A 22,834-nucleotide genomic window follows, 5' to 3' on the forward strand; every position below is an offset into this window, starting at 1 on the left:
CGCCACACAGCGATAAACACAACCTTCTTACTCTTACCACTGCCTCGGTCGCGGCAACGACCGAGTCAACAATTATAAGAGGCATGTATGAGCAGTCATATCTTCCTCGGCACCTTTTTCGTCTACATCGCCCTGATGATCGGCTTCGGCTGGTGGGTCTCGCGACACAGTCGCGGCAGCGGCGATGACTTCCTGCTCGGCGGTCGCAGCGTGCCGCTGTTCCTGACCGTCGGCACCACCGTGGCGACCATGGTCGGCACCGGCTCGAGCATGGGTGCGGTAGGCTTCGGCTACACCAACGGCTGGGGCGGCGCCCTCTACGGCATCGGCGGTGCGACCGGCGTGCTGCTGCTGGCCCTGCTGTTCGCGCCGGTACGCAAGTTGCGCTTCATGACCATGAGCGAGGAGCTCGCGTACTACGTGGGCGCCAATCGTCTGGTGCGCAACCTCGTCGCCCTGCTGATCTACATCGCCTGCATCGGCTGGCTGGGCGCCCATATTCTGGGGGGCGGTCTCTACCTGGCCTGGATGGCCGATATCGATCCTGACCTGGCCAAGGTCATCGTGGCGCTTGGCTTCGGCGTCTATTGCGTGATCGGCGGCTACATGGCGGTGGTCTGGACCGACACCATTCAAGCCATCGTGCTGTTCATCGGCTTCTTCCTGATGGCCGGCCTGGCCCTGGTCGAAGTCGGCGGCTTTTCGGGGCTCACGGCAAGCATGGATGCCGGCGCCACCAGCCTGCTCGGCATCGACAAGATCGGTGGCCTGCCGGCATTGTCGCTGGCCGCGGTGATCGCCGTCGGCGTGCTCGCCACGCCTTCGTTTCGCCAGCGCATCTACTCGGGCAAGTCGGTGCGTTCGGTACGACGCTCCTTCCTGGTGACCGGCGTGCTCTATCTGGCCTTCTCGATCGTGCCGGCGATCATCGGCATGGCGACCCACGCCCTGAACCCGTCGCTGGACAACAGCAACTTCGCCTTCCCCTTCCTGGCCACCGAAGTGCTGCCGATGGGACTCGGCCTGCTGCTCCTGGTCGCCGGTCTCTCGGCGACCATGTCCAGCGCCAGCTCCGACGCCATCGCCGGGGTCTCGACGCTGATGCGTGACCTCTATGTGCTGTTCACCGGCAGGACGCCCTCGGCCCGTCACGTGGTGCTCTATTCACGCCTCGCACTGGTGGTCACCATCGGCCTGGCCCTGACCTTCGCGCTGGCCTCCGACAACGTCATCGACTACATCACCACGATGATCTCGACGGTGCTGGCCGGCATGTTCGTGTGCGGGCTGCTGGGCCGTTTCTGGCCGCGCTACAACTGGCAGGGCGCGGTGGCCTCGCTGATCACCGCCTCGGCCACGTCGCTGGCGATCACCGCCAATGCTGGCTGGAACGACTTCTGGGGCAACCCGAGCATTCCCTCGGTGCTGCTGGCAGTCGGCGGCGGCGTGCTTGTCAGCCTGCTGACCCGGGCCCCGCGCACCACTCCCGAGCAGGCACTAGCCATCCTCGACCATGAGCGGCGCCGCATGGAGGAAGCCCCCGACGCCGACCTGACGGCTTCCACGGCATCCTCCAAAGGATAAGTAGCACCTCCCATCGAGGACGACGACGGCCCCGTCTCTCGCGAGACGGGGCCGTTCGCATCGTCATCGTCGCGGCGGGATCAACTCAGCGAAATCGTGCTGTTGATGCCGCTGGAGACGTTTTCCGGTTCGAACCAACGGGCGGTGACCGTCTTGGTCTGGGTCCAGAAGGCGATCGCCTGCTTGCCGTTGGGGCCCAGATCGCCGAGCTTCGAGGCCCGGGAGCCGGTGAAGCTGAAGTAGGCCACCGGCACCGGGATCGGCACGTTGATGCCGACCTGGCCGACATCGATGTCGGTCTCGAAGCGGCGCGCTACCCAGCCGGAATTGGTGAAGATGGAGGTACCGTTGCCGTTGGGGTTGGCATTGATGACATCGATGGCTTCATCCAGGGTCTCGACCCCCACCACGCACAGCACCGGCCCGAAGATCTCCTCGCGATAGATGGTCATCTCGGCGGTCACGTCGCTGAACAGGGTCGGGCCGACGAAGTTGCCATCGGGGTAGCCCTCCACCTGATGGCCTCGCCCATCGACCAGCAGCCTGGCGCCTTCCCGCTCGCCGGTGGCGATCAAGTCTTCCACCCGCGCCTTGGCGGCCGGCGACACCAGCGGGCCGAGATCGGCATCACGCTGGGTGCCGGGGCCGACCTTCATGTTGCGTGCCCCCTCGACGATATCGTCCAGCCATGACCGCGCCTCGCCGACCAGCACCACCACGGAGTTGGCCATGCAACGCTGGCCGGCGGCGCCGAAGGCCGAGCCCAGCAAGTTGTTGATCGCCTGGCTGCGATTGGCATCGGGCATGACCACGCAATGGTTCTTGGCACCCATCATCGACTGCATCCGCTTGCCGGCAGCCGCGGCGCGGTTGTAGAGCAGCGAGCCGACATGGCTGGAGCCGATGAAGGACAGCGCCTTGATATCGGTGTGATCGGCGATCCGGTTGGCCACGTCCGGCCCGCCATGCACCACGTTGAGCACCCCGGCCGGCACGCCGGCTTCATGGGCCAGCTCTACCAGTCTCATGGTCGAGCTGGGGTCCTGCTCGGACGGCTTGAGCACGAAGGTGTTGCCGGTGGCGATGGCCAGCGGAAACATGAAGCAGGGCAGCATGATCGGGAAGTTGAAGGCGGTGATGCCGGCCCCCACGCCAAGCGGCTGGTTGAGGGTGTAGACATCCACCTCGCTGGCGGCATTCTCGGCCAGCTCGCCGAGTTGCAGCGAGGTGATCGAGCAGGCGTGCTCCACGACTTCCAGGCCGCGCCCCACCTCGCCGGCGGCGTCCGGCAGCGTCTTGCCATGCTCTTCGGTGATCAGCGCCGCCAGTTCCTCGGTGTGCTCGCGGATCAGCGCCTGCAGCTTGAGCATGATGCGCTGCCGCTTGGCCAGCGGCACCTTGCGCCAGCTCCTGAAGGCCTCCTTGGCGCTGGCCACGGCGCGATCGACCTCTTCTGCGGTGCAGAAGGGCACGCGGGCGACCACTTCCTGGGTCGCCGGATTGACCACATCGCGTACCTCCTGACTCCGAGAGGGGACGGCCTGGCCATCGATGTACAGTGGAATCTCGCGAACGGACATGGGGCATGCTCCAGTGACGATTGTGATTGTGGTGTCGTGTGCATATCGACAAGACGTCCGAATGGTTCGAGTCTAGCCAGACGTCGGATGGCGAAACAACGGGCACACAGGCACATTGCTTGTGCGCTCATGCACAACCATCGATACCCGGAGTTCCCCATGCTCGACTGGCAGGACATTCAGATATTTCTGGAGGTGGCACGCAGCCAGCGGCTCGCCGACGCCGCCCGGCGACTGGGGCTCGACCACTCCACCCTGTCGCGCCGCACCCGCCGCTTCGAGCAGCAGCTCAATACGCAGCTCTTCGAGCGTAGCACCCACGGTTACCATCTCACCGAGGCGGGCCATCGGTTGCAGGCCCACGCCGAGGAAATGGCGCGTCACGCCTTCGAGGCCGGCGAAGGTCTCACCGACCAGAATCACCGGATCAGCGGCCAGATCCGTCTCGGTGTCACGGAAGGCTTCGGCACCTGGGTGATCGCGCCGTTGCTCACCGCCTTCTGCGAGCGCCACCCGGGCGTGACCCTGGACCTCCTGGCCCTGCCCCGCGTGGTCAATCTGAGTCGTCACGAGGCCGACCTGGCGATCACCATCGAACGCCCGTCGAGCCCGGGCCTGGTGATCTCGCGACTCTGCGACTATCGCCTGCGCCTCTATGGCAGCCAGGACTACCTGACTCGCCATGACAGTCCCCGACGGCTCGCCGACCTGCGCCGACACCGGCTGATCGGCTACGTCGACGACCTGATCTTCAGCGAACAGCTCAGTTACCTCGATCCCTTGCTCGACCCGACCGTGGTCGGCCATCCCGGCCCGCACTTCGCGATGCGCGGTACCAGCGTCACGACCCAGCACAGCGCCTGCCTGCGCGGCGCCGGACTCGCCGTGCTACCCTGCTTCATGGCGTCCACCACACAGGCGCTTTCCAGCCTGCTGACCGATGACGTGGATATCGTGCGGCAATTCTGGATCACCTCGCGCCAGGAACAGCGCCGTCTCGCCCGGGTACGGCTGCTCTGGGATTTCCTGCGCGACGCCCTGGAAATCAATCGGGATTTCCTGATGGGCGAAGGCCATGAGTTGACGATCCCCCCGGCCTTTTCCTGAACCGCACGCACGATCCCCATCGACGGCCACGGACACTATTGAATGATGCTATCACTATGGTTGGAAAAGGCATTTGGCAACACCCGGACAGCAAGGAGTAGCTTGTAGATGGACGGACACGCCCTGGATGCCTCCGCTTCTCGGAGTGGAATCGACATCCATGCACAGGCCGTCCCGCACGTCGCAGTTTCACCTAAGGCAGTTATTGATCGGGGAGAAAACCATGGGCGAACAACAGAATGGCAAGGCGGCTGGCCAGTGCCCTGTGATGCACGGCAGCAACACCAACATGCGCGGCAAAGGCACGGAGAATCGTGACTGGTGGCCCAACCGGCTCAACCTGGGGATCCTCCATCAACACACCGCCAACGCGAACCCCATGGGCGAAGGGTTCAACTACGCCGAGGAATTCAAGAAACTCGACCTTTCGGCCGTCAAGCGGGACCTCACCGACCTGATGACCGACTCCCAGGACTGGTGGCCGGCCGACTTCGGCCACTACGGCGGCCTGATGATCCGCATGGCCTGGCACAGCGCCGGCACCTATCGCATGGGCGACGGCCGCGGCGGCGCCGGGGGCGGACAGCAACGCTTCGCGCCGCTCAACAGCTGGCCGGACAACGTCAACCTGGACAAGGCCCGTCGCCTGCTGTGGCCGATCAAACAGAAATACGGCAACAAGCTGTCCTGGGCCGACCTCTACGTGCTGGCCGGCAACGTGGCGCTGGAGTCCATGGGCTTCAAGACCTTCGGTTTCGCCGGCGGCCGCGAAGATACCTGGGAGCCGGAAGAAGACATCTACTGGGGCGCCGAGAAGGAATGGCTCGGCAGTGACGAACGCATCGTCGACAAGGAAAACCGGGAGCTGGAAAACCCGCTGGGCGCGACCCACATGGGTCTCATCTACGTGAATCCGGAAGGGCCCGAGGGCGAACCGGACCCGGTCAAGGCGGCCCACGACATCCGCGAGACCTTCGCCCGCATGGCGATGAACGACGAGGAAACCGTGGCGCTGATCGCCGGCGGCCACACCTTCGGCAAGACCCACGGCGCCGGGACGGAAGAGCAGGTAGGCCCCGAGCCGGAGGCGGCCCCCATCGAGATGATGGGCCTCGGCTGGAAGAGCAGCTACGGCAAGGGCATGGGCGAGGACACCATGGGCGGCGGCCCGGAGGTGATCTGGACCCAGACCCCCACTCAATGGAGCAACTCCTTCTTCGAGAACCTGTTCGGCTATGAATGGGAACTGACCAAGAGCCCGGCCGGTGCCTGGCAGTTCGTCGCCAAGGACGCCCGGGGCGATGAGGTTCCGGGACCGGAGGGCAGCTCGAAGCGTCGTCCGCCGATGATGCTGGTCACCGATCTGTCGCTGCGCTATGACCCGTCCTACGAGAAGATTTCGCGCCGCTTCTACGAGAACCCGGAAGAATTCGCCGATGCCTTCGCCCGCGCCTGGTTCAAGCTGACCCACCGTGACATGGGCCCGAAAGTCCGCTACCTCGGCCCGGAAGTACCCGACGAGGACCTGATCTGGCAAGATCCGGTACCGCCTGTGGATCATGAACTGATCGATGCCCAGGACATCGTCGAGCTCAAGCGCAAGCTGCTCGGCTCCGGCCTCACGGTTTCCGAGCTGGTATTCACCGCCTGGGCTTCCGCCAGTACCTTCCGCGGCTCCGACATGCGCGGCGGCGCCAACGGCGCCCGCATCCGCCTGGCACCGCAGAAAGACTGGGAAGCCAACCAGCCCGAACGCCTGGCCAAGGTACTCGAGACGCTGGAAGGCATTCAGGACGACTTCAATGCCGCCCAGTCAGGCAACAAGCGAGTGTCCCTGGCCGACCTCATCGTGCTCGGCGGTGCTGCCGCGATCGAGAAGGCCGCCAAGGACGCCGGACACGCCATCGACGTGCCCTTCTCGCCGGGTCGCACCGATGCCACGGACGAGCAGACCGACGCCGACTCCTTCGAGGTGCTCCGCCCCGAGGCCGACGGCTTCCGCAACTACCGTCGCACCCGGTTCGCCATTCCCGACGAGGAACTGCTGGTCGACCGTGCCCAGTTGCTGGGACTCTCCGCACCGGAGATGACCGTACTGGTCGGCGGCATGAGGGCCCTGGGCGCCAACCACGGCGACGTGGCGCATGGCATCCTCACCGATCGCCCCGGCACGCTCACCAACGATTTCTTCGTCAACCTGGTGGACATGGGCACCGACTGGCAGCCGGTCTCGTCCGAGGAAGACCTCTACGAGGGGCGCGACCGCAAGACCGGCAACGTGAAGTGGACCGCCACCCGCGTGGACCTGCTCTTCGGCGCCAATGCGCAACTGCGCGCCCTGACCGAGGTCTATGCCCAGAACGACGCCGAAGAAAAATTCGTCAAGGACTTCGTCGCGGCCTGGAACAAGGTGATGAACGCGGATCGCTTCGACCTCGCCTGAACCGTCCCGCCTTGCGCAGCCCCGCGCAGAGGCACTAAAGAAGCCGCGTCGGCCCCGGGCCGACGCGGCTTTCTTCGGCTTGATGTCTCGCAAATGGCAAGACCGGATTCCCATCGAGGCACGGCATCGATGGCGACTCAGAACGAGTCGATGGGCACCTTGAGATAGACCTTGCCATTCTCCTCTGCGGGAGGCATCTCGCCGGCGCGCATGTTGACCTGCACCGAAGGGATGATCAGCCGAGGCATTCCCAGGGTAGCATCGCGCTCGGTGCGCATCTTGACGAACGCCTCCTCGCCGATCCCCTCATGCACATGAACGTTGTGGGCGCGCTCTTCGGCCACCGTGGTCTCGTGTCGATATTCCTCGCGCTCCGGCGCCTTGTAGTCGTGGCACAGGAACAGGCGCGTCTCGTCGGGCAGCGCCAGCACCTTCTGGATGGAGCGGTACAGCGCGCGGGCATCACCTCCGGGGAAATCACAGCGTGCAGTGCCATAATCGGGCATGAACAGGGTATCGCCGACGAAGGCCGCATCGCCGATCACGTAGGTCAGGCAGGCCGGCGTGTGTCCCGGTGTGTGCAGCACGCGGCCTTCCAGGTTGCCGATGGCAAAGGTGTCGGCCTCCTCGAAGAGGCGATCGAACTGGCTACCGTCGCGCGCAAACTCGCTGCCCACATTGAACACCTTGCCGAAGACCTCCTGCACCACGGTGATATTGGCGCCGATGCCGGTCTGCCCGCCCAGCCTCTCGTGCAGATAAGGCGCCGCCGAGAGATGGTCGGCGTGAACATGGGTCTCGAGGATCCACGCCACCTCCAGGCCATTATCGCGCACGAAGGCAATGATCTCGTCGGCGGAGCGGACATCGGTACGACCGGCGGCGTAATCGAAATCGAGCACCGAGTCGAGGATCGCACACGCCTTGCTGGCGGGATCCTGTACCACGTAACTGAAGGTATTGGTGGGCTCGTCGAAGAAGACCTGGACGATGGGCTGCTGGGACATGGGATGCCTCCGTTTGCAGCAAAGAATGAGGGACACCGATGCTGGCACGTCCCGGACAGGGACCATGTGTCATCAAGCTCGAGACCTCAGGTACCGCAGAAGGTCCGCAAGACTTTCTCCTCATCGCGCGGCGGCCGGGTGTAATCGACCTCGGTGTCCGGCGTCGTATAGGGATCGGTGATCACTGCCAGCAAGGCCTCGAAGGGCCCGAAGTCGTCCTCCTCGGCGGCGGCGATGGCCTCGGCGACGCGATGGTTGCGAGGCACCACCGCTGGATTGGCGGCGTTCAGGCGTGTCACGATCTCGTCGTTCGACACGCTCTCCCGGCCCAGGCGTTCGTGCCAGCGCGGCAGCCATGTCTCGAGCTCCTCGGTCGTCTCGAAGATTTCCAACAGGCGTGGCGCCTCGGCCTGCGACTCGACGGCATCGGCCAGATGGCGAAAGGCCAGGTGGAAGTCGGCGCGCCCGGTACGCATGGCATCCAGCAGCGCCTGGGCGAGCTCGCCATCACCGTCCTCCTCGGTGGCCAAGCCAAGCTTGGCACGCATCACCTCACGCCAGCGCGCTTCGAAGCGTTCCGAGACATCACGGATGATCGGCGTGGCGCGTTCGACGGCACGCTCACCATCGCTGTCGATCAGCGGTACCAGCGTCTCGGCGAAGCGCGCGAGATTCCACTGGATGATCACCGGCTGATTGACGTAGGCATAGCGCCCCTGCTCATCGATGGAGCTGTATACCGTGCGCGGATCAAAGGTGTCCATGAAGGCACAGGGACCATAATCGATAGTCTCGCCCGAGATGGCAGTGTTGTCGGTGTTCATGACGCCATGGATGAAGCCGACGCCCATCCAGCGTGCCACCAGCTCGGCCTGACGCTCCGCCACGGCATCGAGCAGCGCCAGGTAACGCTCGCCGTCATCGGTGCGGTCGGCGAGATGCGGATAGTGACGGGCGATGGCCTCGTCGGCCAGCAGGCGCACCGCCTCGGTATCTCCCCGCGCGGCGAAGTACTGGAACGTCCCCACGCGAAGGTGGCTGGATGCCACCCGCGTCAACACCGCGCCGGGCTCGGGAATGCGGCGGAAGACGCGCTCGCCGGTCGTCACGGCGGCCAGCGCCCGGGTCGTCGGAATGCCCAGGGCCTGCATGGCCTCGCTGACCAGGTATTCGCGCAGTACCGGACCGAGCGGTGCCCGCCCGTCCCCGCCTCGAGAGAAAGGCGTGCGGCCACTGCCCTTGAGCTGGATATCGCGCGACCGACCCTGGCGATCGATCACTTCGCCCAGCAGCAGCGCCCGACCGTCGCCGAGCTGTGGCACGAAGTTGCCGAACTGGTGGCCGGCGTAGGCCATGGCCACCGGCTCGGCGCCCTCGGGCACCGTGTTGCCGGCGAATGCCTCGGCGGCCCCGTCGGCATCGAAGGCGCCGAGATCGAAGCCCAGCTCGTCGGCGAGCTCCCGGTTGAAGGCCACCAGCCGGGGGCGTTCGGCCGGTGTGGGCAGGCATTCGGCGCGCAACCGCTCGGGCAGGCGTACATAGCGCAGGGAAAAGCTCGGGAACATGACGCCTCCTGTACAGTGGGCCTCTCAGAGGGTGTCTACAAAATGCCTGCACTCGACAATACGGCGTTGAAATTGACCTCAAAATGCTCATTTACCCATTGTAAACTGCGCTTTTTCACTCAATTTCGCCTTGTCTTGCCTTCGTTCGCCTGTTTTGTAAACACCCTCTCAGGAAATGCTGAATAAATTGCCGAGCATCGTGAAGCGCAAGGCGCCCGGAGCACAGAAAGCGAGACATAACGAAGGGTTAGGCGAGCTTTCGAGCACCGCGTAACGCAGCGATTTGCATGCGCAGGCATTTATGCAGTTTTTCCCTCACACTACAAGGACAGGCGGTGCCGGCCAACATTCCCGAACACGGTGAAGATCATGCCTCCTGCGCCGACATTTCCTCGGCCTGTTCGGCCCGGCTGGCGACGAAGGTGCGATAGTCCTGAGCGACGCATTCGGCATAGCTGACCGCCAGGGTGGCGATCATGTCGGTGAAGTGATCCAGCCGCCCCTCGAGCCGTGCACAGACGCTGCGTGCGAAGCTGCCCGGATCATCCGGATACAGGGCCCGGGCACCGCGCAGGTGTTCCCGGGCGAGAATACGCCCCCAACGCTTGACCAGCTTGCGGTAGGACTTGCCGTCATCCAGCTTGTGGGTCGGAAAGTCGTCCTTGAAGGGCGAGCGCTCGCGCACCGAGAACACGGTGTCCCCGATGTGCAGCCAGCCCAGATACGGATCGGGATGTTCGGCGATGGCATGGAAGGCGGCGGCATGGCGTGCCCCTTCATGGGGAAAGGCACGACGCCAGGCCCGTTTCTCGGCGGCATTCATCAACCGCCAGCCCTCCGGCGGTGTCTGCTGCTTGATATCGAGAATCACATCGTCGTGCTCGTGATCGCGCCCGCCCTCGATCAGCGCATAGTAACGTTCCAGGCCCAGCGAGCCGGTGCCGGCATCCAGGCGCCGCGCCAGATCCTTGACCCTGAAGTGATCCTCCTCGGCCTCGGCGCGCTCGCTGCGCAGCGTCTCGCGGTATTCCCCCTCGATGGCCTTGCGCAACTGGCTGGCCAGATGCGCCGGCAGGCGAGCGAGCTTGTCCGGGCGCTCGGCGAAGCGGCGTCCTTCATCGCTCATGCGGGTCCACTTGTCCAGCATCCTGGCACGGCTGCGCTTGGCGGCGACCTTCTCGAGAAAGGGCGCGACAGGTCCCTTGGCGGTCTCCAGGGTCACGCCGTCGGGGGCTTCCCCATTCAGATGGCCGGCCAGTTCGTCGTGATAGCTCTCGGTCAGCGTCGCCAGGGCCTTGTCGATCGCCTTGCGTGACAGGCCGACGTTCTCGCGGGCATCGAGCACCAGGCTGATCGCCAGCCGCCACAGATCGTATTGGTAATCGCCGATCATGGCATCGTCGAAGTCATCCATGCCGTACCGCACGGTATCGTCGCGATGCCCGTAAGCGCCGAAGTTGTAGGCGTGGGCGTCGCCCTGCAGCCAGGTCTGGGTCTCGGGCAAACCGCCATAGAGGGCGAAGCGCCAATCATGCCAGACATCGTCCCAGTAGAGGTGATTGGTGCCCCGGAAGAACCGATAGGGTGACTCGGCCAGCTTGGCGTACTTGGCCTCGCGATCCGCCTCGGACAGCCCGGCATTGGCGGCAGTGATCGCGTCCAGCACCTGGCGGGGGCGATTATGGCGTGTCAGGGGTTGTGGCATGTGGCATCTCCCGATGATCGACGGGGACCGCCGACGCGGCCCCGTATCAGTCAAGCAAGCCCACTGCCCGCAAGCAAGCCCGGCTAGCCGGACAAGCCATTGAACAGTACCACCAGGGGCAATACCGGGCAGACGAAGCGGATGTACCAGGGCCAGAGCTTCCAGAACAGGGTGTCCTCGATCTCCGGCGCGCCCCGGCGCAGCTCCTGCAACTTGGCGTTGCGCGACAGCAGCCAGCCCACGTAGAGACACACCAGGGCGCCGATCAGCGGCATGTTGTAGGTGATGGTGACCGTAATCGCCCAGCCGAACAGCGGATCGAAGTGCATCAGGATCAGCGTGGAGATCGCGAAGATCACGGCCCCCATCAGCAGGGTCGCCCAGCGCCGCGAGACTCGACCGGTCTCGACGAGGGTCGCCACCGGCACCTCCAGCACGGGAAACATGGAGGTCAGGGCGGCGATCGCCAGCAGAGCGAAGAACAGCACCTCGAGACCGGCGCCCAGACCGCCCAGTTGGGCGAACATCGCCGGCATCACATCGAACAGCAGCGTCGAGGAACTCTGCAGTTGCCCGTTGGCGTCGAAGATGTCCACCCCCAGCTCGTCGGCCACGAACATCGAGGGCACGATCAGCAACCCGGCGATGAAGGCCACGCCCATGTCGATGAACATCACCTGGGCGCCGGTCCTGGGCAGGCTGGCCTCGCGGCTCAGGTAGGAGCCATAGATCACCATGGCGCCGACACCGATGGACAGCGAGAAGAAGGCCTGGCCCATGGCGTCCACCACCAGTTGGCCGGAGACCCGGGAGACATCCGGCACCAGGTAGGCGGCGAGCCCGGCGGTGGCTCCGGGCAGGGTCATGACCACCAGGATCAACGCCAGCATCAGCACGATCAACAACGGCATCAACCGCTTGGACCAGCGCTCGATACCCTTGTTGACCCCGGCCAGCACCACGCCGACGGTTACCAGCATGGCCAGGCTGGCCAGCCACCAATCCTTCCAGAAGCCGGCCTCGTCAAGCCGCGTCGCCCAGGTCTCCAGCCCCAGCAGGTCGAGCAGGGGCACCAGGGTGTCGCCGATCAACCAGCCGGTGACGATGGCGTAGAAAGCCTGCCCCAGACAGGCGGTGAGGATGGCCAGGACGCCGATGGCGGCGCCCAGCCGACCGGCGGTCCCGGGCCCGCCGACACGCGACATGGCCTGGATGACCCCGCTCTGGGCGTAGCGCCCCAGGGTCAGTTCGGCCATCAACGCCGGATAAGCGAGGATGAAGGCCATCACCAGGTACAGCAGCAGAAAGGCACCGCCGCCGTTGTTGGCGGCCATGGACGGAAAGCTCCAGACGTTGCCCAGGCCCACGGCGGCGCCGGCTGCAGCCATCAGGAAGCCAAAGCGGGAGGAAAACTGCGCTCTTGTCTTGTTCATGACGAAAGAAGCCATGGGAAGTCGCTGCGCGACTCCGCTGTCGTTGTTGTGGTGGTCGACTCGGCGGCCTAAAGGTGGTCGAGAATGTTGAAATGATCACAGCCCGGCAGGTCGACGAATGATGCCTCACGACCGGCGGCACGCAGCGCGGCCACGAAGTCGCGACCCTGGGATCGGAAGGCCGGCGGGTCATGCTCGGCGATCATCACCCGACTCGGCGGCAATCCGGCCAGCTCGCCGAACAGCGGGCTCAACGCCCGAGCCCGCGCTCGGTCCAGCCCCAGCGGTGCATTGACGTAGGTGTCGACCAGCGGGGTCAGGTCATAGACGCCGCTGACCAGCAGCAACTCGTCGAGGCGCATGCCGCTCTCGGCAGCCACCCGACAGGCCAGCTGCGCGCCGGCACTGTGGCCACCGAGGGTCACGGAACCGGCGCCGCCGTACTCGTCGAGCGCCGCGAGCGCCACTGCCAGCCCCCGTGCGCTCTGTTCGCTCATGGTCTCGATCGAGGCCTCCGGCGCCAGCCCGTAGCCCAGGGAAGCGAAGGCCATGCCCCGGGCCAGGTAACGCTCGGCCAGGAAGTCGGTAGCGGTGTGGTCCAGCGCCTGCCAGTAGCCGCCGTGGATGAACGCCATCAGCGGCCAGGGGCCCGCGCCCTCGGGAACGAACAGGTTCAGCCGAGCCGCCGGATCCTTACCATCATCCAGCCGGCGGGGCCGGTGACGTATCACCAGCTCGGCCCCTTCAACGGCTTGCCGGGCCAGAGTGGCCTCGTAGTCCCGAGCGAACAGGCTCGGGGAATAGTCACGATCCAGGCCCTGCTGGGTCATGGCACACGCTCCTGATCAGGTCACCGCGGAACGGACATGAAACTGCGGATCCCGGTACTCGCCGCTCTCCAGCACCTCGCGGAAGTGACGGGCCGCCTGCCAGACGTCCTCGAAGCTCAGGTAGAGCGGCGTGAAACCGAAGCGCATCAGTCCGGGCTCGCGGTAGTCGCCGATCACGCCCCGGGCGATCAGCGCCTGGACGATGGCGAAACCATTCTCGATATCCACCAGCGACACCTGACTGCCCCGCTCCCCGGTTACCGGGGTGATATCGGCGATGCCGTAGGGCTCGAGCAAGTCGGCCAGACAGTCGCGGAACAGCCCGCTCATCGCCAGGCTCTTGTCGCGCAGCGCCTGCATATCGACCTCGGCCCACATTTCCAGCGAAGCTTCCAGGGCGCTGTAGATCAGCGCCGAGTGAGTACCAGTACGAAAGCGGGTGATATCGCCGGCCGGTGCATAGTCCGCCTCGAAAGCGAAGGGCGCAGCATGCCCGTGCCAGCCGGAAAGCGGCTGCCAGCCACCGCCCTGGTGGTCGCGATGGACGTACAGGAAGGCCGGCGCCCCGGGCCCGCCGTTGAGGTACTTGTAGGTGCAGCCCACGGCATAGCGGGCACCGCAACCGTTCAGGTCCACCGGTAGCGCGCCGGCCGAGTGGGCCAGGTCCCAGACGATCTCCGCGCCATGCTCATGCGCCTGGCGGGTAATGGCCGCCATGTCGCGCAGCCGACCGGTGCGGTAATTGACCTGACTCAGCACCACCACGGCCACGCCGTCCAGGTAGTCGGCCAGCTCGGCACCCTCGGGCAGGAAGCGGTGCTCGAAGTCGCCGAAGCGGCAGAATCCCTGGGCGATGTAGCCGTCGGTCGGAAAGTTGCCGTCCTCGCTCAGCACCACACGGCGCCCGTCCGTCCGCTGGCCAGTGATGTAGCCCAGCAACTTGAAGATATTGAGCGTGATGTTGTCGGTGACCACCACCTCGCCCTCGCTCGCGCCCAGCACCGGGGCGAGCAGATTGCCGAGCCGCTCGGGGGCATCGAACCAGCCCTGATTCCAGCCCTTGATCAGCTCGTCGCGCCACTGGTCCATGGTCTCGGCGACCGCCTTCCGGGCGGCGGTCGGCTGGGCGCCCAGAGAGTTGCCGTCGAGGTAGAGCACGCCCTCCGGCAGGGTGAAGTGTGACTTGAAGCCGGCCAGGGGGTCCTGGCGGTCGAGTTCACGGGCATGGTCCAGGCTCACGCTCATGTCGAGTCTCCGGGTAGAAAAAGGGAATCACTGCTGGGCATTCTAGGAGCAGTTGGATGATGGGGGGTTGCGTTTTGCCACGGCCTGGACCACCGTCCATGCAAAATTATTGCAAAAAACCACCCAATCAAGAGAAATGACATCACTCGATCGTTTTGACCTGAAACTTCTGTATATCCTGCAGCGCGATGCCCGCCTGACGCTGGGACAACTCTCCGAGCGGGTGAACCTCTCCACCAGTCAGTGTTCGCGACGCATTGCACGACTGGAGCGCGAGGGCGTGATCCAGGGGTATTCGCTTCGCGTCTCCCCCGATGCACTGGGCCTGCAGGTCACCGCCTTCATCTTCCTCTCCATGGACAAGCGCCGCATGGCCGATCCACAGAGCGCCGTGGCCGGACTGCTGGAAAGGGACGAGGTCATCGAATGCCATACCGTCACCGGCAATCACGACTTCATCATCAAGGTGGTGGTAGGAAGCCTCGGCGCTCTGTCGAACTTCCTCGCCGAGGTCGTCAGCCCCCTGGAAGGCATCCACGACATCGCCACCCAGGTGGCCATGGATACCCTCAAGACCAACGGGCCGTTGAACACCCGAGGGAAATAACTCTCAAGACGGTCGGACGACAATCGTTCATATCATGTCAAAAGATGCTCTCTGCAGCTCGCCGTTGGCCAGGGTCTCCATCACCGAGAAATGATGGGTGCCGGGAACGCTCGAGACCTCGATACCCTCGAGACGGGCTCCCCAGCGGCGGGCCAGTTCCCGGGACTGCCAGTGGAACGCCGCGCTCTCACGCTCCCCCACGGCCAGGTGCAGGCTCAGGCCGGGATTGGGGGTGGCGAACATCGGACTCAGTGCCCGGGCCGTCTCGGCGTCCGGCAGGCCGAGCAGAGGACCGAAGCTCATGTGGCGCATCGGCTCGAGCTCGAACAGCCCGCTGACCAACAGCGCGGAGTGAAGGGGCGCGGCGGGCATGGCTGGGTCCAGGGACGACCAATCGGTGCTGGCCAGGCAGGCTCCCAGGTGCCCCCCGGCGCTGTGGCCGCAGACCTGGATCCGTGACCGATCGAAGCCATACCGCTCGGCACCGTGCCAGAGGTGGCGCAGCGCCAGGCGCACGTCCTCGACCTGATCGGCGATCGTCGCCTCGGGGCACAGCCGATAGTTGAGCAGCGCCACCGCCCAGCCGGCGTCGAGGTGACCCTCGATCAGCGACGCGTGTTCGGCCTTGTCCATGGCCTGCCAATAGCCGCCGTGGAGGAACACCAGCAGCGGCGCGTTCGGCCGCGGCGCGGGAAAGAAGTCGAAGCGCTGCAGCGGCGCCTCGCCATAAGGCAGGTCGCGGTACACCTCCCGCGAAGCCAGGACACGCTCTCCCGCGTCCCGCCAGCGCTCGAAGATCGCCAGATGCTCGGGCACGGCCGCCCGGGCGCTGTAGGTCGCATCGAGCTCGGCCGGGGTCAGGCCCTGCCAGACCGGCGTCGCCTCGGCGGCGGAAGGCGACGCCGCCGCCAGGGTGATCGCCAGGCCGATCGTCGGCGCCTGCCCAGCCTGAACCTCGACGCTCGCCGGCCGGAAACCACCGAAGACCTCGCGCCACCGACGCTCGCAGACCGGATCACGGGGATCCAGCCGGCCCCCCGGCGAGATCACGGTCAACCGTGCCATGCTGGCCGGCGAGCATTGTGAGGCCTTGAGGCGTCCGAGCAGCACCACCGCCGCATCGCGATAGGCGGCCGCCATGGCCGCCGACGAGTCGTCGTCCAGGGCCGATTCGGCCCGCAGGGTCATCATCGTCATGGTCGTCACCCGATCAACGCCAGGGTCAGCCAAGGCTGCCAGGCCAGCAGCACCAGCGCCAACAGGCTCATCAACAGGAAGGGCCACAACGCACGGAAGATCCGCATCGGCGGCACCCCGGTCATCGACGAGCCGATGTACAGCCCCGCCCCCACCGGCGGCGTCAGCAGGCCCAGCACCAGGGTCAGGCACACCACTACCCCGAACTGGTAGGCACTGACGTCGAACTGCTGCTGGGCGATGGGCAGCAGAATCGGCACCACCAGGATCAGCGCGGCGATGCCGTCGACGATCATCCCCACCAGCAGCAGGATGCCCACCACCAGCAGCAGGAAGGCGAAGGGATCGTCGGTCATCCCGGCGATCCAGGCGGCGGCCATCTGCGGCAGCTCCTCGTAGACGATCACCCAGCCGAACACCCCGGCGGCGGCGATCAGCATGATCACCAGGCCGGCATTGAAGGCGGTCCGCTTGAGGATCTCCGGCAGCCTGGCGAAGGTCAGGTCGCGATAGACGTAACGCCCGATCAGCAGCGCCGCCAGGGAGGCCAGCGCCGCCGACTCGGTGGGCGTGGCCAGCCCGGCGAGGATGCCGCCGATGATGATCAACGGGATGCTCATCGCCGGCAGGCCCATCAGCAGGAAGCGACGGGCCTGCTCGCGGCTCGGCCACCGGCCACGCGGATACTGCTGCACCAGGCCCACCGCGGCGATGGCCAGGAAGAACAGCCCGCCCATCAACAGCCCCGGGATGATGCCGGCGATGAACATGTCGGCGATCGGCACCTGGGCCATCACCCCGTAGAGCACGAACAGCATCGACGGCGGGATGATCGGCGACAGCAGCCCGCCGGCGGCGGTGATCGCCGCGGCGAAGGGCTTGTCGTAGCCCTCCTCCTCCATGGCCGGGACCATGGCCCGGGACATGATGGCGATCTGCGAGGCCGCCGAGCCGACGATGGCTGCCATCATCATGTTGGCCACCAGGTTGATATACACCAGGCCGCCGCGGAAGCCACCGACCAGGATCCGTGCCAGGTCGATCAGCCGGCGAGTCAGCCCGCCCTCGTTCATCAGCTCGCCGGCAAGCATGAACAGGGGAATTGCCAGCAGGCCATAGTTCTCGATGGCCCCATACAGCTGCTGGGGATAGGAGGCGAACAGCAGGGTGTTGCCCGAGTCGGCGATGTACCAGGCGGCGGTGAGCGCCAGCACCAGGGCGATAGGCACCGCGCCCAGCAGCAGCGCGGCGAAGACGACGAGCGTCATGCGTACCTCCTCGGCGCAGCGGCCAGGCTCCTGAGACCCTCGCCGAGATTGACCACGGCATGCAGGGCGAGCGAGACGGCGAAGATGGGCAGGCACAGCCAGACCCAGAACTTGGGAATGCCCAGCGTGCGCGAAGTCTCGGAATACATGAAGTTGAAGGTCTCCCCCTGGAAGGCCTGGATATCGAACCCCGCAGCCCAGAGGGTCGCCGGGTCGTACCAGCGCCAGCACAACACGGCCAGGAAGAGCGCGAAGAACAGCACCAGCGCATCCACGGCCAGTGCCAACAGTCTCCGCAGGCCCGCCGGCAGGGCGTCGAGCAGCAGGGTCACGGCGACGCCCTCGCGGCGCTTGAGCGTCGCCGAGGTGGTGAAGAAAGTCATCCAGATCATGGCGTGAATAGCCAGTTCGTCGGTCCAGTAGAGGGCATGGCCGAGGGCACGGGTGGCGATGTTGAGCAGGATCAGCAGGGTGACCAGCGCCGCCAGTCCCGCCGCGATGGCCCCCTCACAGCGGGCGATGCCGGACGAGAGTCGTTTGAACATGACGGTCTCCGGACGCCCCGGCGCCGGGCCGGGGCGATGGCAGGTGGACGGGCGGGTCAGTCGGCCAGCTCGGCGGCCGTCTCGCGCAGCGCGGCCAGCGACGGGGCCTTGGGCGCCCAGATCTCCTCCCACTTCTCGGTGGCCTCGGCGAAGAAGGCGGGATCGATCTCGGTGACGGTGATGTCCTGCTGGCGCAGGTCCTCCCCCCAGGCCGCGTGATGCTCCTGGAAGCGGGCCATGACGTTGTCGGCGTGCTCGGCCATGGTGGCTCGAATCAGCTCGCGATCCGCCTCGTCGAGCTGCGCCCAGACGCGTCCGGAGACCACCGCCACCATGGGGAACATCATGTGGTTGGAGATCACCAGGTTCTCGGCCTGCTCATAGAATTTGAGCAGCCGGATGGAATCGTAGTCCATGTCGATGGCATCGACCTGCCCGTTGGCCAGGGCATCGTAGACCGCGGGCAGCGGCAGCGGCGTGGGCGCGGCCCCGGCCGCGGCGTAGAAGTCGCGGATGGGGTCGAAGGGCGTGATGCGTACCTTGAGCCCGCTCAGGTCCTCGGCGGACTCGATGGGCTCACGGCTGAGAATCTGGCGCATGCCGGCCATGCCGTAACCCACGCCCACCAGGCCGGTGCGGGCCGGCATCTGCTCGAGCAGGCCGGCAGCGGTGCCGGAACGTAGCAAGGCGGCGGCGTGATCGATGTCCTCCACCAGGAAGGGGGCGTAGAGGGCGCCGAAGTCCGGGATGCGATTGGAGATTTCGGCGATGGTCAGAAAGGCCATGTCCAGGGAACCGGCCTGGAGCTGCTGGACCATCTGCGCCTCGGTACCGAGCTGCTGGGCGGGAAAGATGCTGGCGCTGTGCTCACCGTCGGAGCGCTCGGCCAGGTCGTCGGCGAAGCCCTGGGCCTCCTGGGACCAGATATGCGACTGGGGCGTGATCAGGCCGAGCCGGAAGTCACGCGCCTGGGCGGTGAAGGCGGTGACGGAAATCGAGGCCGCTACGGCGGCGGTGATCAGGGTCTTGAGCTTGTTCATGGAAGTCGCCTCTATTGTTGTCATCTGGCTGGATGTCGCCGGCCCTCGAGGGGCCGACCATCGATGCGGAGCGTTACACCCTGGCGGTGCCCGCCTGCTGGCTGGCCTGGTCCTGCGTGTCTTCCTTGGCCCGCGGGCGCTTGTGACGGTGCTGCAGGTCGTGTTCCGCGGTCGCCGACAACTCGACGTCGAACACCACCTCGGTGAACGGACCCTCGAAGCCGCGTGCCTCGATGGCGGCGGCATCCTCGATCCGCCGACCCTCGACCACCAGCTCCTCGCGGGTGGCGAAGGCGAAGTCGTCGAAGGTGTAGGGATCGCCGGCCAGGTTGATCTGGGTGGTCAGGTGCTGGTGCCCCGGGGCCGAGATGAAGTAGTGGATGTGCGCCGGGCGCTGGCCGTGGCGGCCGAGCAGGTCGAGCACCTGCTGGGTCGGGCTGTCCGGCGGGCAGCCATAGCCGGAGGGGATGATGCTGCACACTGCGTAGCGCCCCTCGGCATCGGTGATGATGGTGCGGCGCAGGTTGTACTCGCTCTGCGACGGGTCGAAGAAGGAGTAGCCGCCCTTGGAGTCAGCATGCCAGATCTCCACCTTGGCGCCGGCGACCGGGTTGCCGTCGGTGTCACGCACCTGGCCGGTCAGCCACATGGCCTCGCCGTCGGTGTCGGTGCCGTCGTCCATGCGCCCGCTACCCTGGAGCTCCGGCGCCCCGGCCACGTAAAGCGGGCCCTCGATGGTGCGCGGCGTGCCGCCGGTGCGGCCGGCCTCGGCATCCAGGGCGTCCATGCGCATGTCCAGGTAGTGGTCGAAGCCGAGCCCCGGGGCCAGCAGGCCGAACTGGGTGCCCTGGCCGAGCGCGTTGAGCACGCTAACGCTGCTCCAGAATTCCTCGGGGGTGACGTCGTAGTCGTCGATCAGCCGATACAGGTCGGAGAGCAGGCGATGCAGGATCCGCTTGGCGCGCTCGTTGCCGCCGTCCTGGTCGAAGCCGCTGACGGCCTTCAGGAAGTCCTGGACGTCAGGCGTGTCGAAGATCTTCACGGTCATGGTCGTTTCCTCGGTTGTTGTCATCTGTGTGACGGCCGGCGCGCGTGTCCGGCGTCCTCCGTGATTCAGGACTCGTCGTCGCGGATCGACGACGGATGGCGGCACAGCGGCTTGACGGCGATCTCCATGTAGGGGAACAGCGGCAGGTTGCTGATCAGGTCCTGCAGTTCGGCGTTGTCCTCGACGTCGAAGATACTGACGTTGGCGTAGCTGCCGGCGACCCGCCACAGGTGGCGCCACTTGCCGGCGCGCTGCAGCTCCTGGGCGTAGGCCTTCTCGGTCGCCTTGATCTCGGCAGCCCGCTCGGCCGGCATCTCCGGCGGCAGTTTCACGGTCATTTCCACCTGGAAGAGCATGGGCGTCTCCTTGAGATGCGGGGCGCGCTCAGTCGCGGCGCCGATAATGGTTGAGCTTGTCTTCGTCGAGGGTGATGCCGAGCCCGGGACCGACCGGCAGGTCGACACCGAACTCGTGATAGTTCAGCGGCTCGGCGACGATGTCGTCCTTGAGCAGCAGCGGGCCGAACATCTCGGTACCCCAGGTCAGCTCGCCGAGGGTCGCCCAGGCATGCAGGGAGGCGGCGGTGCCGATGGTGCCCTCGAGCATGGTGCCGCCGTACAGGCTGACGCCGGCGGCTCGGGCCACGTGGGCCAGCTCCAGCACACTGCGTGGCCCGCCGGCCTTGGCGATCTTGAGGGCGAAGGCATCGCCGAACCCGCCGGCCGCCAGGGTGAAGCCGTCACGGGCGTCATGAACCGCCTCGTCAGCCAGCATCGGCACCACGAAGCGTTGCGCCAGCCGGGTCAGGCCGGCGAACTCCCGGGCCGGGATCGGCTGCTCGATGAGATCGATGCCGGCGGCCTCCAGGGCGTCGATGCCGCGGGCTGCGGTGGCCTCGTCCCAGGCCTGGTTGACGTCGACCCGCACGCTGCCCCGGTCGCCCAGCGCCGCCTTGATCGCCGCCACATGGCGCACGTCCTGGTCCACCGGGTTGGCGCCGATCTTCAGCTTGAAGTCGCAGTGACGGCGTTCCTCGAGGCGCTGGAAGGCCTCGTCGATGTCCTTCTGGGTGTCGCCGCTGGCCAGCGTCCACAGCACCGGCAGGTGATCGCACCGGGCCCCACCCAGCAGTTCCGCCACCGACAGGCCGCAGCGCTTGCCCTCGGCGTCGAGCAAGGCGGTCTCGAGCCCCGACTTGGCGAAACTGTTGCCGCGGGCATGGCGGTCAAGGCGCGCCCGCAGGGCGTTGAGATTATGGGACGGCTGGCCGATCAGCAGCGGCGCCAGGTAGGTGTCGATGGTCTGCTTGATGCCCTCGGGGCTCTCCGGGCCGTAGCTCAGACCACCGATGGTGGTGGCCTCGCCCAGACCCTCGGTGCCATCGGACAACCGCAGGCGAATGATGACCATCGTCTGGCAAGCCATGGTGGTCATCGACAGCTTGTGCGGCCGAATGGTCGGCAGGTCGACCAGCAGGGTCTCGACCTCGTGGATCAGGATGTCGGACATGAGTGTCTCCAGGCGGCTCGCCTCGGGGCGCCGCTTGCATGCAATGAAAGTCGCTGGGGCCATGCGAGACGCCCCCCGGCGGTGGCGGTCAGCTCGAGACGAACTTCTCGAAGAACACCCGGTGCTCGCCGACCTCGCGCTCCTCGAGCCACTGTTTCGAAGCCTCGATCATCGGCGGCGGCCCGCACAGGTAGGTGTCGAAGGGCTGGGCCAGGAAGTCCAGATCGAACAGGTCGCAGACCACGCCCTTCTTGCCCTGCCAGGCCTCGGAGGGGTTCATCACCACGGTTTCATAAGCGAAATCCGGCAACGTCTCGGTGAAGCGGTCCAGGCGATCGAGCTCGCTGAGATCGGCCTCCTGAGTCACGCCGTAACACAAGCGGATCGGCTGGTCGGTCTCGCCCGATTCCTCGAGTCGCTCCAGCATGCCGAGGAAAGCCGAGAGCCCAGTGCCGCCGGCCACCATCAGCAGGGGACGCTCCACCTCGCGCAGGTAGAAGGCGCCCAGCGGGGCTTCCAGAGAGATGGCATCGCCCGCCTTGGCGCTCTCGCGCAGGTAGTCGCTCATCACCCCGCTGGGCAGCAGGCGAATCAGGAAGCGTAACTTGCCGTCCTTCACCGACGAGGTGGCGAAGGAGTAGGCCCGCCATTCGTCGGAGCCCGGCACCTCGAGGCGCGCGTACTGCCCGGGCAGGTACTGCAACGCCTGGGCGGGATCTTCCAGGGTGATCTCCAGGATGGCGGCGGCATCGGACACCTGCTCCACGGCGCTCACGGTGGCCTCGTGAACCTCGGTGGCCACGCTGCACACGCTGGAGTCCACGTCGAAGTAGAAGGACGCGTGGCTGGAGAGCAGGCGGGTCTGGCAGGCCAGCACATGGCCCTCGGCGACTTCCTCCTCGCTGAGGGCTTCCTCGTCGATGTACTCGACGTCGACCTCGCCGGCCTCGCGCCGGCAGCGGCAGGTCCCGCAGACGCCCTCCCGGCAGTCCACCGGCAGATTGACCCCGTGACGCTGGGCGGCGTCCATCAGCAGCTCGTTGTCGTCGACCTTGACGAAGCGCGTGGTGCCGTCGCGAAAGACGATGGCAGCTGTGTTATGCATGACTCGCCCTCCAGCG

General features: G+C 66.0%; 19 protein-coding genes. 4 read left to right on the forward strand and 15 right to left on the reverse strand.

Going from position 1 to position 22,834, the window contains the following annotated elements; translation table 11 throughout:
• Nucleotides 1-87: 87 nt before the first annotated feature.
• Nucleotides 88-1,584 carry a sodium:solute symporter family protein gene (locus LU493_RS00590; protein WP_275285836.1) on the forward strand — a complete coding sequence of 499 codons (1,497 nt, stop codon included), beginning with the start codon at nucleotides 88-90 and terminating at the stop codon, nucleotides 1,582-1,584.
• Between the two features lie 80 nt (nucleotides 1,585-1,664).
• Here LU493_RS00590 and LU493_RS00595 read toward each other — a convergent pair whose 3' ends face one another.
• Nucleotides 1,665-3,164 carry a CoA-acylating methylmalonate-semialdehyde dehydrogenase gene (locus tag LU493_RS00595; protein WP_275285837.1) on the reverse strand — a complete coding sequence of 500 codons (1,500 nt, stop codon included), beginning with the start codon at nucleotides 3,162-3,164 and terminating at the stop codon, nucleotides 1,665-1,667.
• Between the two features lie 159 nt (nucleotides 3,165-3,323).
• Here LU493_RS00595 and LU493_RS00600 point away from each other — a divergent pair, with 159 nt between their 5' ends.
• The gene (locus LU493_RS00600) at nucleotides 3,324-4,271 is read left to right on the forward strand and encodes a LysR family transcriptional regulator (RefSeq protein ID WP_275285838.1); all 948 of its coding nucleotides are present in this window, start codon (nucleotides 3,324-3,326) and stop codon (nucleotides 4,269-4,271) included.
• Between the two features lie 223 nt (nucleotides 4,272-4,494).
• Nucleotides 4,495-6,714, forward strand: coding sequence for a catalase/peroxidase HPI (gene katG, locus LU493_RS00605; protein ID WP_275285839.1), 2,220 nt, complete (start codon nucleotides 4,495-4,497; stop codon nucleotides 6,712-6,714).
• A gap of 137 nt (nucleotides 6,715-6,851) precedes the next feature.
• Here katG and LU493_RS00610 read toward each other — a convergent pair whose 3' ends face one another.
• From LU493_RS00610 to kynU, 6 genes are all read right to left on the reverse strand, one after another.
• Entirely contained in the window at nucleotides 6,852-7,721 is an 870-nt protein-coding gene (locus tag LU493_RS00610; protein WP_275285840.1) for an MBL fold metallo-hydrolase, read from the reverse strand.
• An 86-nt stretch (nucleotides 7,722-7,807) separates the two neighbouring features.
• Nucleotides 7,808-9,286 (reverse strand): protein adenylyltransferase SelO, encoded by a 1,479-nt coding sequence (locus tag LU493_RS00615; protein ID WP_275285841.1) that lies wholly within the window; start codon nucleotides 9,284-9,286, stop codon nucleotides 7,808-7,810.
• Between the two features lie 367 nt (nucleotides 9,287-9,653).
• A complete protein-coding gene (locus LU493_RS00620) occupies nucleotides 9,654-10,991 on the reverse strand; it encodes a DUF2252 domain-containing protein (RefSeq protein WP_275285842.1) in 1,338 nt (445 codons plus the stop codon).
• Nucleotides 10,992-11,074: 83 nt separating this feature from the next.
• A complete protein-coding gene (locus LU493_RS00625; protein ID WP_275285843.1) occupies nucleotides 11,075-12,424 on the reverse strand; it encodes a sodium-dependent transporter in 1,350 nt (449 codons plus the stop codon).
• Nucleotides 12,425-12,492: 68 nt separating this feature from the next.
• Nucleotides 12,493-13,254: an alpha/beta hydrolase gene (locus LU493_RS00630; RefSeq protein ID WP_275285844.1), complete on the reverse strand. Its 762-nt coding sequence runs from the start codon at nucleotides 13,252-13,254 to the stop codon at nucleotides 12,493-12,495.
• 15 nt (nucleotides 13,255-13,269) lie between these two features.
• Nucleotides 13,270-14,499, reverse strand: a complete 1,230-nt coding sequence (gene kynU, locus LU493_RS00635; RefSeq protein ID WP_275285845.1) for a kynureninase — start codon at nucleotides 14,497-14,499, stop codon at nucleotides 13,270-13,272.
• 136 nt (nucleotides 14,500-14,635) lie between these two features.
• On the opposite strand from kynU, the gene LU493_RS00640 reads away from it, so the two are divergent.
• Entirely contained in the window at nucleotides 14,636-15,106 is a 471-nt protein-coding gene (locus tag LU493_RS00640) for an Lrp/AsnC family transcriptional regulator (RefSeq protein ID WP_275285846.1), read from the forward strand.
• Nucleotides 15,107-15,133: 27 nt separating this feature from the next.
• Here the strand turns inward: LU493_RS00640 and LU493_RS00645 are convergent, their stop codons facing one another.
• The 8 genes from LU493_RS00645 to antC all read right to left on the reverse strand — a co-directional run bounded on the left by LU493_RS00645 (nucleotide 15,134) and on the right by antC (nucleotide 22,818).
• The gene (locus tag LU493_RS00645; protein WP_275285847.1) at nucleotides 15,134-16,303 is read right to left on the reverse strand and encodes an alpha/beta hydrolase; all 1,170 of its coding nucleotides are present in this window, start codon (nucleotides 16,301-16,303) and stop codon (nucleotides 15,134-15,136) included.
• 5 nt (nucleotides 16,304-16,308) lie between these two features.
• Nucleotides 16,309-17,571 carry a TRAP transporter large permease gene (locus LU493_RS00650; protein ID WP_275285848.1) on the reverse strand — a complete coding sequence of 421 codons (1,263 nt, stop codon included), beginning with the start codon at nucleotides 17,569-17,571 and terminating at the stop codon, nucleotides 16,309-16,311.
• The gene (locus LU493_RS00655; protein WP_275285849.1) at nucleotides 17,568-18,116 is read right to left on the reverse strand and encodes a TRAP transporter small permease; all 549 of its coding nucleotides are present in this window, start codon (nucleotides 18,114-18,116) and stop codon (nucleotides 17,568-17,570) included. Before LU493_RS00655 ends, LU493_RS00650 begins: the two co-directional genes overlap by 4 nt.
• Nucleotides 18,117-18,172: 56 nt before the next feature.
• Nucleotides 18,173-19,156 carry a TRAP transporter substrate-binding protein gene (locus tag LU493_RS00660; RefSeq protein WP_275285850.1) on the reverse strand — a complete coding sequence of 328 codons (984 nt, stop codon included), beginning with the start codon at nucleotides 19,154-19,156 and terminating at the stop codon, nucleotides 18,173-18,175.
• A gap of 73 nt (nucleotides 19,157-19,229) precedes the next feature.
• Nucleotides 19,230-20,204, reverse strand: coding sequence for a catechol 1,2-dioxygenase (catA, locus tag LU493_RS00665; protein WP_275285851.1), 975 nt, complete (start codon nucleotides 20,202-20,204; stop codon nucleotides 19,230-19,232).
• A 65-nt stretch (nucleotides 20,205-20,269) separates the two neighbouring features.
• Complete coding sequence (gene catC / locus LU493_RS00670) at nucleotides 20,270-20,560, reverse strand: muconolactone Delta-isomerase (RefSeq protein ID WP_275285852.1); 291 nt, start codon at nucleotides 20,558-20,560, stop codon at nucleotides 20,270-20,272.
• A 28-nt stretch (nucleotides 20,561-20,588) separates the two neighbouring features.
• Nucleotides 20,589-21,713 carry a muconate/chloromuconate family cycloisomerase gene (locus LU493_RS00675; RefSeq protein ID WP_275285853.1) on the reverse strand — a complete coding sequence of 375 codons (1,125 nt, stop codon included), beginning with the start codon at nucleotides 21,711-21,713 and terminating at the stop codon, nucleotides 20,589-20,591.
• Between the two features lie 88 nt (nucleotides 21,714-21,801).
• Nucleotides 21,802-22,818, reverse strand: a complete 1,017-nt coding sequence (gene antC, locus LU493_RS00680) for an anthranilate 1,2-dioxygenase electron transfer component AntC (protein ID WP_275285854.1) — start codon at nucleotides 22,816-22,818, stop codon at nucleotides 21,802-21,804.
• Between the last annotated feature and the right edge of the window lie 16 nt (nucleotides 22,819-22,834).

The organism is Halomonas elongata (assembly GCF_029081005.1).
Lineage (GTDB): Bacteria > Pseudomonadota > Gammaproteobacteria > Pseudomonadales > Halomonadaceae > Halomonas > Halomonas elongata_B.

Excerpts from the sequence above, each read along its gene's own strand:
- LU493_RS00590 (WP_275285836.1), top strand. The coding sequence starts at position 88 with ATGAGCAGTCATATCTTCCTCGGCACCTTTTTCGTCTACATCGCCCTG.
- LU493_RS00595 (WP_275285837.1), bottom strand. The coding sequence starts at position 3,164 with ATGTCCGTTCGCGAGATTCCACTGTACATCGATGGCCAGGCCGTCCCC.
- LU493_RS00600 (WP_275285838.1), top strand. The coding sequence starts at position 3,324 with ATGCTCGACTGGCAGGACATTCAGATATTTCTGGAGGTGGCACGCAGC.
- katG (WP_275285839.1), top strand. The coding sequence starts at position 4,495 with ATGGGCGAACAACAGAATGGCAAGGCGGCTGGCCAGTGCCCTGTGATG.
- LU493_RS00610 (WP_275285840.1), bottom strand. The coding sequence starts at position 7,721 with ATGTCCCAGCAGCCCATCGTCCAGGTCTTCTTCGACGAGCCCACCAAT.
- LU493_RS00615 (WP_275285841.1), bottom strand. The coding sequence starts at position 9,286 with ATGTTCCCGAGCTTTTCCCTGCGCTATGTACGCCTGCCCGAGCGGTTG.
- LU493_RS00620 (WP_275285842.1), bottom strand. The coding sequence starts at position 10,991 with ATGCCACAACCCCTGACACGCCATAATCGCCCCCGCCAGGTGCTGGAC.
- LU493_RS00625 (WP_275285843.1), bottom strand. The coding sequence starts at position 12,424 with ATGAACAAGACAAGAGCGCAGTTTTCCTCCCGCTTTGGCTTCCTGATG.
- LU493_RS00630 (WP_275285844.1), bottom strand. The coding sequence starts at position 13,254 with ATGACCCAGCAGGGCCTGGATCGTGACTATTCCCCGAGCCTGTTCGCT.
- kynU (WP_275285845.1), bottom strand. The coding sequence starts at position 14,499 with ATGAGCGTGAGCCTGGACCATGCCCGTGAACTCGACCGCCAGGACCCC.
- LU493_RS00640 (WP_275285846.1), top strand. The coding sequence starts at position 14,636 with ATGACATCACTCGATCGTTTTGACCTGAAACTTCTGTATATCCTGCAG.
- LU493_RS00645 (WP_275285847.1), bottom strand. The coding sequence starts at position 16,303 with ATGACGATGATGACCCTGCGGGCCGAATCGGCCCTGGACGACGACTCG.
- LU493_RS00650 (WP_275285848.1), bottom strand. The coding sequence starts at position 17,571 with ATGACGCTCGTCGTCTTCGCCGCGCTGCTGCTGGGCGCGGTGCCTATC.
- LU493_RS00655 (WP_275285849.1), bottom strand. The coding sequence starts at position 18,116 with ATGTTCAAACGACTCTCGTCCGGCATCGCCCGCTGTGAGGGGGCCATC.
- LU493_RS00660 (WP_275285850.1), bottom strand. The coding sequence starts at position 19,156 with ATGAACAAGCTCAAGACCCTGATCACCGCCGCCGTAGCGGCCTCGATT.
- catA (WP_275285851.1), bottom strand. The coding sequence starts at position 20,204 with ATGACCGTGAAGATCTTCGACACGCCTGACGTCCAGGACTTCCTGAAG.
- catC (WP_275285852.1), bottom strand. The coding sequence starts at position 20,560 with ATGCTCTTCCAGGTGGAAATGACCGTGAAACTGCCGCCGGAGATGCCG.
- LU493_RS00675 (WP_275285853.1), bottom strand. The coding sequence starts at position 21,713 with ATGTCCGACATCCTGATCCACGAGGTCGAGACCCTGCTGGTCGACCTG.
- antC (WP_275285854.1), bottom strand. The coding sequence starts at position 22,818 with ATGCATAACACAGCTGCCATCGTCTTTCGCGACGGCACCACGCGCTTC.